This window comes from Enterobacter cloacae (assembly GCF_013375935.1).
Lineage (GTDB): Bacteria > Pseudomonadota > Gammaproteobacteria > Enterobacterales > Enterobacteriaceae > Enterobacter > Enterobacter pasteurii.
Map to the genome: position 1 here is coordinate 2,759,173 of NZ_CP056117.1, position 15,067 is coordinate 2,774,239.

General features: G+C 48.4%; 12 protein-coding genes. All 12 read left to right on the forward strand.

Annotation, left to right across the window (positions count from 1 at the left end; all coding sequences use genetic code 11):
- Window positions 1-53 precede the first annotated feature (53 nt).
- The 12 genes from cpsG (at window position 54) to HWQ14_RS12980 (ending at window position 15,067) form a co-directional block, all read left to right on the forward strand.
- Window positions 54-1,424, forward strand: coding sequence for a colanic acid biosynthesis phosphomannomutase CpsG (gene cpsG / locus HWQ14_RS12925; protein ID WP_148418233.1), 1,371 nt, complete (start codon window positions 54-56; stop codon window positions 1,422-1,424).
- Between the two features lie 130 nt (window positions 1,425-1,554).
- On the forward strand, window positions 1,555-2,949 hold the full coding sequence (wcaJ, locus tag HWQ14_RS12930; RefSeq protein WP_176609935.1) for an undecaprenyl-phosphate glucose phosphotransferase: 1,395 nt from the start codon (window positions 1,555-1,557) through the stop codon (window positions 2,947-2,949).
- 1 nt (window position 2,950) lies between these two features.
- A complete protein-coding gene (wzxC, locus tag HWQ14_RS12935; protein WP_176609936.1) occupies window positions 2,951-4,429 on the forward strand; it encodes a colanic acid undecaprenyl disphosphate flippase WzxC in 1,479 nt (492 codons plus the stop codon).
- Between the two features lie 17 nt (window positions 4,430-4,446).
- Window positions 4,447-5,727 (forward strand): colanic acid biosynthesis pyruvyl transferase WcaK, encoded by a 1,281-nt coding sequence (gene wcaK, locus HWQ14_RS12940; RefSeq protein ID WP_176609937.1) that lies wholly within the window; start codon window positions 4,447-4,449, stop codon window positions 5,725-5,727.
- On the forward strand, window positions 5,724-6,944 hold the full coding sequence (gene wcaL, locus HWQ14_RS12945; RefSeq protein ID WP_176609938.1) for a colanic acid biosynthesis glycosyltransferase WcaL: 1,221 nt from the start codon (window positions 5,724-5,726) through the stop codon (window positions 6,942-6,944). Before wcaK ends, wcaL begins: the two co-directional genes overlap by 4 nt.
- Window positions 6,945-6,956: 12 nt before the next feature.
- Complete coding sequence (gene wcaM / locus HWQ14_RS12950) at window positions 6,957-8,348, forward strand: colanic acid biosynthesis protein WcaM (protein WP_176609939.1); 1,392 nt, start codon at window positions 6,957-6,959, stop codon at window positions 8,346-8,348.
- 173 nt (window positions 8,349-8,521) lie between these two features.
- On the forward strand, window positions 8,522-9,418 hold the full coding sequence (gene galF / locus HWQ14_RS12955; RefSeq protein WP_110293152.1) for a GalU regulator GalF: 897 nt from the start codon (window positions 8,522-8,524) through the stop codon (window positions 9,416-9,418).
- 337 nt (window positions 9,419-9,755) lie between these two features.
- Complete coding sequence (locus HWQ14_RS12960) at window positions 9,756-11,228, forward strand: lipid II flippase MurJ (RefSeq protein ID WP_176609940.1); 1,473 nt, start codon at window positions 9,756-9,758, stop codon at window positions 11,226-11,228.
- The gene (locus HWQ14_RS12965) at window positions 11,225-12,346 is read left to right on the forward strand and encodes a glycosyltransferase family 4 protein (protein WP_176609941.1); all 1,122 of its coding nucleotides are present in this window, start codon (window positions 11,225-11,227) and stop codon (window positions 12,344-12,346) included. The genes HWQ14_RS12960 and HWQ14_RS12965 overlap by 4 nt, the downstream gene beginning before the upstream one ends.
- Before the next feature lie 3 nt (window positions 12,347-12,349).
- Complete coding sequence (locus HWQ14_RS12970; protein ID WP_176609942.1) at window positions 12,350-13,471, forward strand: hypothetical protein; 1,122 nt, start codon at window positions 12,350-12,352, stop codon at window positions 13,469-13,471.
- Entirely contained in the window at window positions 13,444-13,989 is a 546-nt protein-coding gene (locus tag HWQ14_RS12975; RefSeq protein WP_148418224.1) for a serine O-acetyltransferase, read from the forward strand. Before HWQ14_RS12970 ends, HWQ14_RS12975 begins: the two co-directional genes overlap by 28 nt.
- Window positions 13,967-15,067 carry a glycosyltransferase family 4 protein gene (locus tag HWQ14_RS12980; RefSeq protein ID WP_176609943.1) on the forward strand — a complete coding sequence of 367 codons (1,101 nt, stop codon included), beginning with the start codon at window positions 13,967-13,969 and terminating at the stop codon, window positions 15,065-15,067. Before HWQ14_RS12975 ends, HWQ14_RS12980 begins: the two co-directional genes overlap by 23 nt.

The window sequence follows — 15,067 nt, forward strand, 5'->3', positions numbered from 1 at the left end:
AAATTAGGCCATTATGTGGTCAGGGCCAACCGTTGCCTGAAAAAGAGGTCATCATGGAAAAATTAACCTGTTTTAAAGCCTACGATATTCGCGGCAAGCTGGGCGAAGAGCTGAACGAAGACATTGCGTGGCGCATCGGCCGCGCGTACGGCGAATATCTCAAGCCAAAAACCATCGTGCTGGGCGGGGACGTGCGTCTGACGAGCGAATCCCTGAAGCTGGCGCTGGCGAAAGGGCTGCAGGACGCGGGCGTGGACGTGCTGGATATCGGCCTTTCCGGTACTGAAGAGATCTATTTTGCCACCTTCCACCTCGGCGTGGACGGCGGTATCGAAGTCACCGCCAGCCATAACCCGATGGACTACAACGGCATGAAGCTGGTGCGCAAGGGCGCACGTCCTATCAGCGGCGACACCGGGCTGCGCGACGTGCAGCGTCTGGCAGAGGCCAACGACTTCCCGCCGGTTAACGACGCAAAACGCGGCAGCTATAAGCAGATTAACCTGCAAAAAGAGTACATCGACCACCTGCTGGGCTACATCAACGTGGCGAACCTTAAGCCGCTGAAGCTGGTCATTAACTCCGGCAACGGCGCGGCAGGCCCGGTTGTCGATGCGCTTGAGGCCCGCTTTAAGGCGCTGAACGTGCCGGTAACCTTCGTCAAGGTGCACAACACGCCTGACGGCAACTTCCCGAACGGTATTCCTAACCCGCTGCTGCCGGAGTGCCGCGACGACACCCGCAACGCGGTAATCGAGCACGGCGCCGATATGGGCATCGCCTTTGACGGCGACTTCGACCGCTGCTTCCTGTTCGACGAGAAAGGCCAGTTTATCGAGGGCTACTACATTGTCGGCCTGCTGGCGGAAGCGTTCCTCGAGAAAAACCCGGGCGCGAAGATCATTCACGATCCGCGCCTCTCCTGGAACACCGTCGACGTGGTGGGTGCCGCGGGCGGTACGCCGGTGATGTCCAAAACCGGCCACGCGTTTATCAAGGAGCGCATGCGTGAAGAAGACGCCATTTACGGCGGCGAGATGAGCGCGCACCACTACTTCCGCGATTTTGCCTACTGCGACAGCGGGATGATCCCGTGGCTGCTGGTGACCGAGCTGCTGTGCCTGAAAGGGCAGAGCCTGGGCGAGCTGGTGCGCGACCGCATGGCGGCGTTCCCGGCCAGCGGCGAGATCAACAGCAAGCTGGCGCAGCCCGCCGAGGCCATCGCCCGCGTTGAACACCACTTTGCCCTTCACGCGCTGGAGATTGACCGTACCGACGGTATCAGCATGTCGTTCCCGCAGTGGCGCTTCAACCTGCGCTCCTCAAACACCGAGCCGGTGGTGCGCCTGAACGTCGAATCCCGTGCCGATACCGCGCTGATGGAAGCGCGAACGAAGGACATTCTGGCGCTGTTGAATCAGTAATACGAAAAGCTGAAATCTGCCCCTCTCCCTAACCCTCTCCCCAAAGGGGAGAGGGAACTTGAACACCCTCTCCCCTTTGGGGAGAGGGCCGGGGTGAGGGGTAAGGTTTTGGTTGAATAAAGGAACAACGATGACGAATCTAAAAAAGCGCGAACGAGCGAGAACGAATGCATCGTTAATCTCTATGGTGCAGCGTTTTTCTGATATCACCATCATGGTCGGCGGACTGTGGGCGGTGTGTTGGGTCAGCGGGCAGTCGTTCTTCTACATGCATTTGCTGATGGCGTTGATTGCGCTGGTGGTGTTTCAGATGATTGGCGGCATGACCGATTTCTATCGCTCATGGCGCGGCGTAAAAATGACCACCGAACTGATGCTGCTGCTACAGAACTGGACCTTAAGCCTGATTTTCAGCGCGGGCCTGGTGGCGTTCAGCCATGATTTTGATAACCGCCTTGTGACCTATCTCTGCTGGTATCTGCTGACCAGCGTCGGCATGGTGGTTTGCCGCTCGCTGATCCGCTTTGGCGCGGGCTGGCTGCGCAACCGCGGCTATAACCGCCGCTTCGTTGCCGTGGCGGGCGATCTGCCGGTCGGCCGGGTGTTGCTCGACGGCTTTCGCAAAGAGCCGTGGTTAGGCTTTGAAGTGGTCGGTATTTATCACGACGCGAAGCCCGGCGGCGTGCCGTCCGACTGGGCGGGAAACTACGAACAGCTTATCGACGACGCGAAGGCCGGCAAAATTCATAACGTCTATATCGCCATGCAGATGAAGGATGAATCCCGCATCAAGAAGCTGATGCGCGAGCTTGCCGATACCACCTGCTCGGTGATCCTCATCCCGGACGTCTTCACCTTCAACATTCTTCACTCCCGTATTGAAGAGGTCAACGGGGTGCCGGTTGTTCCGCTGTACGACACGCCGCTGTCGGGCATTAATCGCGTGCTGAAGCGCGTGGAGGACATCGTGCTTTCGTCGCTGATCCTGCTGCTGATCTCCCCGGTGCTGTGCTGCATTGCGCTGGCGGTGAAGCTCAGCTCGCCGGGGCCGATCATCTTCCGTCAGACCCGCTACGGCATGGACGGTAAGCCGATCATGGTGTGGAAATTCCGCTCCATGAAGGTGATGGAGAACGACAAGGTGGTGACCCAGGCGACGCAAAACGATCCGCGCGTCACCCGCGTGGGCAACTTCCTGCGCCGCACCTCGCTGGACGAGCTGCCGCAGTTCATTAACGTGTTCACCGGGGGGATGTCCATCGTCGGGCCGCGTCCTCACGCTGTTGCCCACAACGAGCAGTACCGCACCCTGATTGAAGGCTACATGCTGCGCCATAAGGTGAAGCCTGGCATCACCGGCTGGGCGCAGATTAACGGCTGGCGCGGCGAGACCGACACGCTGGAAAAAATGGAAAAACGCATCGAGTTCGACCTGGAGTACATCCGCGAGTGGAGCCTCTGGTTCGATATCAAGATTGTTTTTCTGACCATTTTCAAAGGCTTCGTGAACAAAGCGGCGTACTAAGATGAGCTTACGTGAAAAAACCATCAGCGGCGCGAAATGGTCAGCCATGGCCACCATCGTCATCATCGGCCTCGGGCTGGTGCAGATGACGGTGCTGGCGCGCATTATCGATAACCACCAGTTCGGCCTGCTGACGGTCTCGCTGGTGATTATCGCGCTGGCCGATACGCTGTCTGACTTCGGTATCGCCAACTCGATTATCCAGCGCAAAGAGATTAGCCACCTGGAGCTGACCACGCTCTACTGGCTGAACGTCGGGCTGGGTATTTTCGTCTTTGTGCTGGTGTTCCTGCTGAGCGACGTGATTGCCGGCGTGCTGCACAACCCGGATCTGGCCCCGCTGATGCGCACGCTGTCGTTTGCTTTTGTGGTGATCCCGCACGGGCAGCAGTTTCGCGCGCTGATGCAAAAAGAGCTGGAGTTCAACAAAATCGGCATGATTGAGACCAGCGCCGTGCTGGCGGGCTTTACCTTCACCGTGGTGAGCGCCCATTTCTGGCCGCTGGCGATGACCGCCATTCTCGGCTACCTCGTTAACTCTGCCGTGCGCACGCTGCTGTTTGGCTTCTTTGGCCGCAAGATTTACCGCCCGGGGCTGCACTTCTCGCTGGCGTCCGTCTCCTCCAACCTGCGTTTCGGCGCGTGGCTGACGGCAGACAGCATTATTAACTATGTGAATACCAACCTCTCCACGCTGGTGCTGGCGCGCATTCTGGGCGCGAGCGTCGCGGGCGGCTATAACCTGGCGTATAACGTCGCGGTCGTGCCGCCGATGAAGCTCAACCCGATCATTACCCGCGTGCTGTTCCCGGCGTTTGCCAAGATTCAGGACGATACCGAGAAGCTGCGCGTCAACTTCTACAAGCTGCTGTCCGTGGTGGGCATTATCAACTTCCCGGTGCTGCTGGGGCTGATGGTGGTGTCCAGCAACTTCGTGCCGCTGGTGTTTGGCGAGAAGTGGAACAGCATCATCCCGATCCTCCAGCTGCTGTGCGTGGTGGGGCTGCTGCGCTCCGTGGGAAACCCGATTGGCTCCCTGCTGATGGCGAAGGCGCGCGTGGATATCAGCTTCAAGTTCAACGTGTTTAAAACCTTCCTGTTTATTCCGGCGATTATCGTGGGCGGACACGTGGCGGGCGCCATTGGCGTGACGCTCGGGTTCCTGCTGGTGCAGATCGTCAATACCGTGCTGAGCTACTTCGTGATGATCAAACCGGTGCTGGGCTCCAGCTACCGTCAGTACATCCTCAGCCTGTGGCTGCCGCTCTACCTCTCGCTGCCAACCCTTGCCGTCAGTTACGGCCTGGGCGTGGTGCTCAGCGGCCATCTGCCGCTGGCGGCGCTGCTTGCGGTGCAGGTCGCGGCAGGCGCGCTGGCCTTCGGCGTGATGATTGTGCTGTCACGCAACGCGCTGGTGGTTGAGATGAAGCGCCAGTTTTGCCGTAACGAAAAAATGAAAACGCTGCTTCGCGCAGGCTAGATATTTAAGAGGCCATTATGAAATTACTTATTCTTGGCAACCATACCTGCGGCAACCGTGGCGACAGCGCCATCCTGCGCGGTTTACTGGATGCAATTAACACCCTTAAGCCTGAGACCGAAGTGGACGTAATGAGCCGTTATCCGGTCAGCTCGTCCTGGTTACTGAACCGTCCGGTAATGGGCGACCCGCTCTACGGCCAGATGAAACAGCATAACAACGCCGCGGGCGTGATGGGGCGCGTGAAGAAGGTGCTGCGTCGCCGCTACCAGCATCAGGTGCTGCTCTCCCGCGTGACCGATACCGGCAGGTTGCGCAACATCGCCATCGCGCAGGGCTTTACCGATTTCGTGCGCCTGCTGTCCGGCTATGATGCCATTATTCAGGTCGGCGGCTCGTTCTTTGTCGATCTCTACGGCGTGCCGCAGTTTGAGCATGCGCTCTGCACCTTTATGGCGAAAAAGCCGCTGTTTATGATCGGCCACAGCGTCGGGCCGTTCCAGGATCCGCAGTTTAACCAGCTGGCAAACTATGTATTCGGCCACTGCGACGCGCTGATCCTGCGCGAATCGGTCAGCCTCGACATGATGAAGCGCAGCGAGATCGACACGTCAAAAGTGGAGCACGGCGTGGATACCGCCTGGCTGGTGGATCATCAGGTCGACAGCTTCCAGCCGAGCTACGCGGTCCGGCACTGGCTGGACGTGGCGGCGAAACAGAAAACCGTCGCGATTACCCTGCGCGAACTCGCCCCGTTCGATAAACGTCTCGGCACCACCCAGGCGGCGTACGAGAAAGCGTTTGCCGACGTGGTAAACCGCGTGCTCGACAGCGGCTACCAGGTGCTGGCGCTCTCCACCTGCACCGGTATCGACAGCTATAACAAGGATGACCGCATGGTGGCGCTGAACCTGCGCAACCTGGTGAACGATCCGTCCCGCTACCACGTGGTGATGGACGAACTGAACGATCTGGAGATGGGCAAGCTGCTCTCCGCCTGCGACCTGACCGTGGGCACGCGTCTGCACTCGGCGATTATCTCGATGAACTTCGGCACGCCGGCGATTGCCATTAACTACGAACACAAGTCAGCGGGCATTATGCAGCAGCTCGGCATGCCGGAAATGGCCGTTGATATTCGTCATCTGCTGGACGGTTCGCTTGGTGCGATGGTGGGCGACACGCTGGGCCAGCTGCCTGCAATCAACGAACGTCTGGCGGTGGCGGTGAAAGCCGAACGCGAAAAAGGCATTGGGATGGTGAAATCCGTACTCGATCGCGTCCGGGAGGGGAAATGAAGGTTGGTTTCTTCTTGCTGAAATTCCCGCTGTCGTCTGAGACCTTTGTGCTGAACCAAATCACCGCGTTTATCGATATGGGATATGACGTGGAGATTATCGCCCTGCAAAAGGGCGATACGCAGAACACCCATGCGGCGTATACCCAGTATGGGCTGGAGGCGAAAACCCGCTGGCTGCAGGATGAGCCGGGCGGGCGGATGAACAAACTGCGCTATCGCGCCAGCCAGACGCTGCGCGGGCTGCATCGCGCGTCGACGTGGCGGGCGCTGAACATGACGCGCTATGGGGCGGAGGCGCGTAACCTGATCCTCTCCGCCATCTGCGGGCAAACGGCGCGGCCGTACCGTGCGGATGTGTTTATCGCCCACTTCGGCCCGGCGGGCGTCACCGCCGCGAAGCTGCGCGAGCTTGGGGTGATTGAGGGCAAAATTGCGACCATTTTCCACGGTATCGACATCTCCAGCCGCGAGGTGCTGAACCACTATACCCCGGAGTATCAGCAGCTGTTTCGCCGCGGCGACATGATGCTGCCGATAAGCGACCTGTGGGCCGGACGCCTGAAAACCATGGGGTGCCCGAGCGAGAAAATTACCGTCTCGCGCATGGGCGTGGACATGGAGCGCTTCACCCAGCGCCCGGTCAAGGTGCCGGGCAAGCCGCTGCAGATTATCTCCGTGGCCCGCCTCACCGAAAAGAAAGGGCTGCACGTGGCCATCGAGGCCTGTCGCCAGCTGAAGGCTCGCGGCGTCGATTTCCACTACCGCATCCTGGGGATCGGGCCGTGGGAGCGTCGCCTGCGCACGCTGATAGAGCAGTACCAGCTGGAAGACGTGGTCGAGATGCCCGGCTTCAAGCCGAGCCACGAGGTGAAGGCCATGCTCGACGAGGCGGATGTGTTCCTGCTCCCCTCCGTGACGGGCGCCGATGGCGATATGGAAGGCATTCCCGTAGCGCTGATGGAGGCGATGGCGGTCGGTATTCCGGTTGTTTCGACGTTACACAGCGGCATCCCGGAGCTGATCACCTCTGAGCATTCCGGCTGGCTGGTGCCTGAAAACAATGCGCTGGCGCTGGCGGACCGCCTGGCGGCGTTCAGTGATATCGATAGCCAGACGCTGGTGCCCGTGCTGCAAAATGCGCGGCAAAAAGTTGAAGCAGAATTTAACCAGCAGGTAATTAATCGCCAGTTAGCGAGCCTGCTGCAAACGCTGTAACGCTGAGGTTGTATGCTGAAAAAGATTACCCGACGCCGATTTGTCTCTTCTTTATCCGTCCTGGCTGCCATGCCGCTGCTGTCGCCCCGCGCCGCGCGGGCGGCCACCGGAAAGACGGTTTCTGTCGATCGCTATAACCATAACGACTGGATCGCCGCCTTTAAGCAGGCCTTTAGCGAAGGCGATACCGTGGTGGTTCCTGCCGGGTTAACCTGTGAAAACATCAACACCGGCATTTTTATCCCTGATGGCAAAACGCTGCTCGTCCGCGGCGCGCTTAAGGGCAACGGGCGCGGGCGCTTTGTGCTCCAGGAAGGCTGTAAGGTGATCGGCGAGGGGGAAGGGCGCACGCACAACATCACGCTGGACGTCCGTGGCTCCGACTGTGCCATCAAAGGGCTGGCGATGAGCGGCTTCGGCCCCGTCACCCAGATTTACATCGGCGGTAAAAAGCGGCGAGTGATGCGCAACCTGCTCATCGATAACATCACCGTGACGCAGGCCAACTACGCTATCCTGCGTCAGGGGTTCCACAATCAGGTGGACGGCGCGCGCATCACCAACAGTAAATTCAGCCATTTACAGGGCGATGCGATAGAGTGGAACGTGGCGATCAACGATCGCAATATCCTGATCTCGGACCACGTGATCGATAATATCAACTGCACGAACGGCAAGATCAACTGGGGCATTGGCATCGGGCTTGCCGGCAGTACCTATGACAATGATTACCCGGAAAAGCAGACCGTAAAAAACTTCGTGGTGGCAAATATCACGGGCAGCAACTGTAGACAGCTGGTGCATGTCGAAAACGGTAAGCACTTTGTTATTCGTAATATTAAGGCCAGCAATATTACTCCCGACTTCAGCAAAAAGGCGGGAATTGATAACGCGACGGTAGCTATTTATGGCTGTGATAATTTCGTTATTGATAATGTCGATATGGTCAACAGCGCTGGCATGCTAATTGGTTATGGCGTAATCAAGGGGGATTATCTGTCGATCCCGCAGAACTTCAAACTCAACGATATCCGGCTGGATAACCGAAAGCTGGCGTATAAGCTGCGCGGAATACAGATTTCATCCGGCAATGCCACGTCGTTTGTTGCCATCACCAACGTTGAGATGCAGCGCGCAACGCTTGAGCTGCATAACAAGCCCCAGCACCTTTTCTTGCGCAATATCAACGTGATGCAGGAGTCAACGACGGGGCCAGCCCTGAAGATGAACTTCGACCTGCGCAAAGACGTGCGCGGGAAGTTTATGGCTAAAAACGAGACGCTGTTGTCGCTCGCGAACATAAAAGCGGTGAATGAAAAAGGGCAGAGTTCGGTGGATATCGATCGGGTGGATCAACACATTGTGAATACGGAACGGCTGAATTTTGCGCTACCGCACCGCTAACCGGCGCGCTATTTTGCGACTTTTCCTGGCACAGAATCGCGATCTATTCAGATTACAACTACTGTAATTTGTGGTGGGGTAGCTTAGGATTACTTCATATTTACGGCAAATCATGCTGGCGAAAACAGGTTTAAAAGCTATAATTCGTCAACCATTTTAAGGTGGAAGATATAATGATTAATTTGAAAGCAGTCATTCCGGTAGCAGGTCTGGGCATGCACATGTTGCCAGCCACAAAGGCCATTCCTAAAGAGATGCTGCCGATCGTTGACAAGCCGATGATTCAGTACATCGTCGACGAGATTGTTGCTGCAGGGATCAAAGAAATCGTTCTGGTGACGCACTCATCCAAGAATGCGGTAGAGAACCACTTCGACACCTCTTACGAACTCGAAGCGCTGCTTGAGCAGCGCGTTAAGCGCCAGCTGCTGGCAGAAGTGCAGTCTATCTGTCCTCCTGGCGTAACCATCATGAACGTGCGCCAGGCGCAGCCGCTGGGCCTGGGCCACTCCATCCTGTGTGCTCGCCCTGTTGTTGGCGACAACCCGTTTATCGTTGTACTGCCAGATATCATCATTGATACCGCTTCTGCTGACCCGCTGCGCTATAACCTGGCGGCGATGGTGGCGCGTTTCAACGAAACGGGCCGCAGCCAGGTGCTGGCTAAGCGCATGAAAGGCGATCTGTCCGAATACTCAGTTATCCAGACCAAAGAAGCGCTGGAGACGGAAGGGCAGGTAAGCCGTATCGTTGAATTTATCGAAAAACCGGATCAGCCACAGACGCTGGACTCAGACCTGATGGCGGTTGGCCGGTATGTGCTGAATGCGGATATCTGGGCCGAGCTGGAGAAAACCGCGCCGGGCGCCTGGGACCGTATCCAGCTGACCGATGCGATTGCCGAGCTGGCGAAAAAGCAGTCCGTTGATGCGATGCTGATGACCGGCGACAGCTACGACTGTGGGAAGAAAATGGGGTATATGCAGGCGTTTGTGAACTACGGCCTGCGTAACCTGAAGGAAGGGGCGAAGTTCAGAAGCCGCATTGAGAAGCTGCTGGCTAACGACTGATAGCTCATCACAGGCATAATCGGTTTACGAGCGACAGCCATCATTTTGTTATGTGGTTACATAACTAAAATGATGGCTGTCGCTTTTTTGTTATTAATTCCTATGATAACAGAGAGTTATCTGCTTTAAATCTGGACTGATTTGTAACGATTTGTGCTTGTTTCTGATGCGATTTAGGACGACAATTAACGCCAGTTTTTGCAGTTGTCCAGCGCCAGTAAGAGTTCGGTGTCGGACTTCAACAAATGGAACATTTAACCCTCGTTCAGTGCACTGGTAGCTGTTAAGCCAGGGGCGGTAGCGTGGCTCCAATGCTGTTTATGGTGACAAAACCTTCATGAACTTTATTATATATTTGGTACTTTCCCTTGTGAGTAAGGTTTTTGCATCTGCAAGAGAGTTTGGCATTGGTTATTTTTGGGGCGCTGGAGCTCTGGTCGATGCATTTATCATTGCAATGATGTTACCAATGTTCTTTATTGATATTTCAAATGTGCTATTTAATTCAACATATATTAATGTTTTCATAAAGCACAATGCGAAAGGTAGAAAGGATTTATTCAAAGATGTGATGTTTTTTTTAGCAGGATATATTGTCTTGTCTGTTTTAGTTATTTTTGCCTTTTTAAAAGTTTATGTTCATTATGCGGACATTCCCCTAGTAACAAAAAATATTATCAAAGATATAACATATTATATCCTAATTTATTATTCTTTGATGGTATGCTGCGAACTATATAAAGCACATATGGTCGCTAGCGAAAAGCAAAGGTTAATGCCCTTGCCAATGATTTTTGCTAATTTTATATTTATTATCTCAATGTATTTTGTTGCAGGTGAAAAAAATAACCTTGCGCTTGTTTTGTGTTTTGTATTGTCTGCGGCGATTCAATATCTTTTATATGTCGGACTTGTGTTTTTTTGCGTAAAAGACATTAATAAGAAAGGGGCAGATAAACAAAGCGCAATACTCTTAACGCGTAAAGAAAGTAGGGGGCTTTTTTTAAAAAATATAATCCCTGTTGCATTTAATTCAGTCTTGACGCAATCATCAAAAATAACAGATAAGTTAATTGCTTCAGGTTTGCTTATTGGAAGCCTGTCTTCATTATATTTCGCCCAGCAATTCTATGCACTTTACATAAATATAATTATTGTAAGTGTTTTGACTTTTGCTTACCCTAAAATATGTAGCAAAAGTAGTGAAAATAGTGAAATGGCAAATTATGTCAATGATGTAATTATACTCTTAATAGCCTTGTTAACGTTGCCATTAGTAATAGGATGGTATTATTCGAATTCAATATTCACACTTTTATTAAATAATACTAGCCCTGATAAAATAGCACTAGCATCAGAAATGTTCAACTGGCTAAGTATAGCCGTGTATTTCGAAGCAGTTAGTGCAACAATTAAAAGAGCATTTTGGGCAATGGATAGAATGAAAGTAACTGTTTACAATAGTGCATTTTCAATATTGCTAAATATTTTTTTGAGTGTTTTTTTGTCAAAATTCATCGGTGTTTCTGGGTTGGTTATCTCATATTGCATATCGAATTTCGCGGCATCTGTTTTGTTAGCTAAACTATATTACAAAGATTATGGTGTGAGTCTGGACGTAAAAAAAATCAAAGTGTTAATTATCATTTTTTTAACTGCTCTTTTACTATTCTTCATTCTAAATTGTTTCGCAATAAATATTAATCAACCAGAAGGCTTTATAATTCCTATCATTATTACTTTAATTGGATTTGGGTTCTATTTGGCTATTATTATCAAAAACAAACTCCTTAAGGTGCTTACAGCATGAAAAATATCTGCTTTGTAAATAGCTATGCTTGCTTGGGAGGTGCTGAAAAAAGCTTACAATCTCTAATTGTTGGCTTTCGAAATAAAGGATATCATATAACAGCAGTAGTCGGGGAAGATGGTCCATTATGCGAGTGGTTATATAAGGAAAAAATTGAGCATTGCATTATCCCTCAGCCATCTTTAAAGTCAGGTATAGGTAAATATCTTTCCCCTGTTAATCTGCTCAAATTCTTGCTCTCGGTACGTAATTTCTTAAAAAAGAATAATGTTGACATTGTTCATGTAAATACCTTTCGTTCGCGATTATATTGTTCTTATTTAAAGAAAATTTATAAATGTAAGTTAATAGCACATGTTAGAGATATAGAACCCTCCTCATTTAATGAGTTTTTAATCAGTAAATATGACTATACAATAGCAATATCTAAGGCGGTAGAGGAGTGTTTGTTAAAAGATATCAAACATTCACCTGAAATTGTTCGAAAAATAAAAGTTATATATAATGGTGTCGAAGAAACGGAATTAACATTAGCTCAAAAGGCAAGCAATAATATTGTCCAGATAGCAATGTTTTCTCGTTATGATGAATGGAAATGTCAGCACGTTTTAATCGAAGCTATAAAGTTAATACGCGAAAACAATGAGTATTTACTTGAAAATGTTGTTTTCAAACTTTACGGTGCCCCAATAAGAAAAGCAGAGGTTGACTATTATGCTAAGATTGTAAGCTTGGTAGAAAAATATGGTCTGAAAAATCATGTGATATTTATGGGTTTTTGCAGTGAACCATTGCAACAAATGCGGCAGATGGATTTAATTGTTTGTCCTTCGGATAACGAACCTTTTGGTCGAGTTGTTATAGAAGCAATGTCATTAAAAAAGGTGGTATTTGCATCAGGCAATGGAGGTATAATAGAAATTTTAGGTCAGAATTTTGGTGAGTTAACTTTTAGGCCAAGAGATCCCGATTCTTTGTCACGATTATTAATAAATTACGTAGAAAATAAAAAACAGTTTGATGGCGAATATAAAGATAAGTTATATGAAGAATATAAAAGTAGATTCTCTATAGAACAACTTATCAATAATATTGAAAAATTATACAGGGAAGAGTAATAGATGTTTTTTTTATTGCCTGCCTTTTTTGAGAATTTGACGTTTCCTACATCAAGAACAATATCAGATTTATTGTTTATACTCATTGCTATTATCTTGTTACTTTTTTATAAGAAAATTACCATTGAAAAAATTGGTATTTGCTACATTCTTTTCACAGCCCTTATAGTTCTGATAAATGCTGCGAATGGCTTTGCTAATGTTAGCAATCAGATTAATACGGATTTTTATGAAAAGTTAAACTGGTTGGTAACAGACCGGGGAATAAGTGAGTTTGTTCCATTAGGTGATTATTACCGCAGTACGCTAATATATCTTCGCTATCTCTTAATACCGATTTACTTCGCTGTAGGCTATCGCATCGCCTTGGTCCAAGGAAGGTATCAAGCACTTAATAGTTTATGGATACTGTTAACGTTCGCGCTAACTCTCAACCTCGTTTATGGCCTTTTCAAAGACAATCAACGGATATCTGGTTTTTTTGAAAATACAGCCACATTAGCATCTTTAAGTATATTATGCATATTTTTAGCAACGAAACTTAATTCATATTTAAAAATCACTTATACATTATTGATAAGCGGTATTACACTATTATTATCACAGACAGCAAGTGCCTATCTTGGATTGGCGGCTATTATAATATTACCCTTACTTAAAGTTAAAAAACCGCATATCAAGAGTATATTAATCACTGTTACCATTAGTATAATAATTTCAACGATTGGACTTATTCCTTCTATAATTGAGTTTATCGGTAAATATCTTTATACCGGGAGCTTAATCAATAGATTTACCACTTGGGGTACAATAATTAGTTATTATGATAGTTATAAGGTAATTATGTTCGGCTTAGGTTCGTTCCCGGTTTTCGCTGATAATTTATTTGTTTGGTTAATATCGGGATTTGGTTTAAGTGCTATTATTATGTACGTCTATCTGATGAAATTAGGAAACTATAATAATGATTGTGCTATTTTTATATCAATGATTGTTTGGCAGGGATTGCTTTTCCCTGGATTTATAATGCCCTATATGATAATAACAACATTTATGATTTTGGGGATCTTAAGTGTTGATAAAGAAAGAGGTATATTTTGTTCGAATACATCAAAAAGGATTTAAAGAGATATGATGATAACCTCATCTCAGCTATTCCAAAAGCATTAAGCAAATTAGGGTTTCTTGCATTAATTAATTACAGGATTGGTCGATTTTTAAGAAGCAAAGTCAAAGTCCCAATATTAAAACAATTAATATGGCTGCTGACCGGGTTATCAAGATTAGTTGTAAATATTTTAACTGGCATTGATTTACCTTATTCTTCAAAAATAGACGGAGGTATGAAAATCTGTCATTTCGGTACAATATTCATATCCTCCAAAACAATAATAGGAGAAAACTGTACAATTCATCAAGGAGTAACTATTGGCAAAGGTGGACATAATACTGAATCTGCAGAACCAATACTTGGGAATGATGTTTTTATAGGTGTTAACGCAACGATTATTGGTCCTATCATAATTGGGTCTCGTGTGAGAATTGGCAGTAATGTTTGTTGTTTTAAAGATATTCCTGACGATGCTACTGTTGTTACTACTGGGATAAGAGTTATTAAAAATGAAAGTAATGCTTCTTCATAATGAAATTAAAACCTTTCGTGTTCCGCTTTTCCAAGCTTTATCTCTCAAATATAATATTGATTTTTATTGCTTAAGAAAAAATCATTCAACAGTTGATTCCGTATCTAATGTACATTATGGACGTTATTTTCGGATTCCCAAGATGCAAGATCTTGAAATTCCTATGGGTTTATGGAAGCACCTTAAAGAAAAAAATCCTGACGTAATAATTTCTACTGATCTGGGCTATGCAATAACGTACATTGGTTTCGCGTTTGCCAAAATGTATAATAAAAAATTTGTTCTTTGGAATGAGCAATGGTGTGATATAGAGCATCCAAGAAGAAAGATTACTAAACCACTTGAAAAGTATATTTGCAAAAAATCAGATATTATATTAGCTTTTGGTGAGAAACATGGACAATATGCGGTTAACCTCGGTGCCGATCCTGAAAAAATTGTAAATGTTCCCAATGCAGTGCCGGATATCGAGCCTACTCCATTAACTGACATGGATATCCCTTGGCTGTATGATTCCTCATTGTTCAAGATCGTTTGCCCTGCTAGATTAGTCAAGTTCAAAGGCCATATCACTGTTTTGGATGCAATTACAAAAATAATACAAACACACAGTAATATTCGTGTTATTTTTGCTGGTTCGGGACCTGAATTAAAGACGCTCAATGAACTTGTTTGTCTACGAAATTTGAGTCAATATGTCTATATCACTAACAAAACTTATAATTCAAAAGAGCGCGATACTCTGTTCACATATTCAGATCTTATTATTCTAGCTTCTTTAAAATCTCGAGGTGTTGAAGCTTGGGGGTTAGTTATTAATGAAGCTGCTATGTTTGGAAAAAAAATAATCGTAAGCGATGCTACTGGAACTGCAAACGAATTGGTACTTGATAAAATAACAGGGCGTATTTTTAAAAGTGGAAATTCCGACAGTCTGGCTGAATGCATCAGTTCAGCATATGAAAAGACGTTAATTTGGAACAATTATAGTTTATCCATCAAACAAAGGGTCCATGATAAATACTCTATGGATTTACTCATCAAGCAGTTTAAACAAACTTTAGACAGGCTAATGTAA

What these genes read in the sequence shown, in the direction of transcription:
- cpsG (WP_148418233.1), top strand. Translation starts at nt 54, where the DNA reads ATGGAAAAATTAACCTGTTTTAAAGCCTACGATATTCGCGGCAAGCTG.
- wcaJ (WP_176609935.1), top strand. Translation starts at nt 1,555, where the DNA reads ATGACGAATCTAAAAAAGCGCGAACGAGCGAGAACGAATGCATCGTTA.
- wzxC (WP_176609936.1), top strand. Translation starts at nt 2,951, where the DNA reads ATGAGCTTACGTGAAAAAACCATCAGCGGCGCGAAATGGTCAGCCATG.
- wcaK (WP_176609937.1), top strand. Translation starts at nt 4,447, where the DNA reads ATGAAATTACTTATTCTTGGCAACCATACCTGCGGCAACCGTGGCGAC.
- wcaL (WP_176609938.1), top strand. Translation starts at nt 5,724, where the DNA reads ATGAAGGTTGGTTTCTTCTTGCTGAAATTCCCGCTGTCGTCTGAGACC.
- wcaM (WP_176609939.1), top strand. Translation starts at nt 6,957, where the DNA reads ATGCTGAAAAAGATTACCCGACGCCGATTTGTCTCTTCTTTATCCGTC.
- galF (WP_110293152.1), top strand. Translation starts at nt 8,522, where the DNA reads ATGATTAATTTGAAAGCAGTCATTCCGGTAGCAGGTCTGGGCATGCAC.
- HWQ14_RS12960 (WP_176609940.1), top strand. Translation starts at nt 9,756, where the DNA reads ATGAACTTTATTATATATTTGGTACTTTCCCTTGTGAGTAAGGTTTTT.
- HWQ14_RS12965 (WP_176609941.1), top strand. Translation starts at nt 11,225, where the DNA reads ATGAAAAATATCTGCTTTGTAAATAGCTATGCTTGCTTGGGAGGTGCT.
- HWQ14_RS12970 (WP_176609942.1), top strand. Translation starts at nt 12,350, where the DNA reads ATGTTTTTTTTATTGCCTGCCTTTTTTGAGAATTTGACGTTTCCTACA.
- HWQ14_RS12980 (WP_176609943.1), top strand. Translation starts at nt 13,967, where the DNA reads ATGAAAGTAATGCTTCTTCATAATGAAATTAAAACCTTTCGTGTTCCG.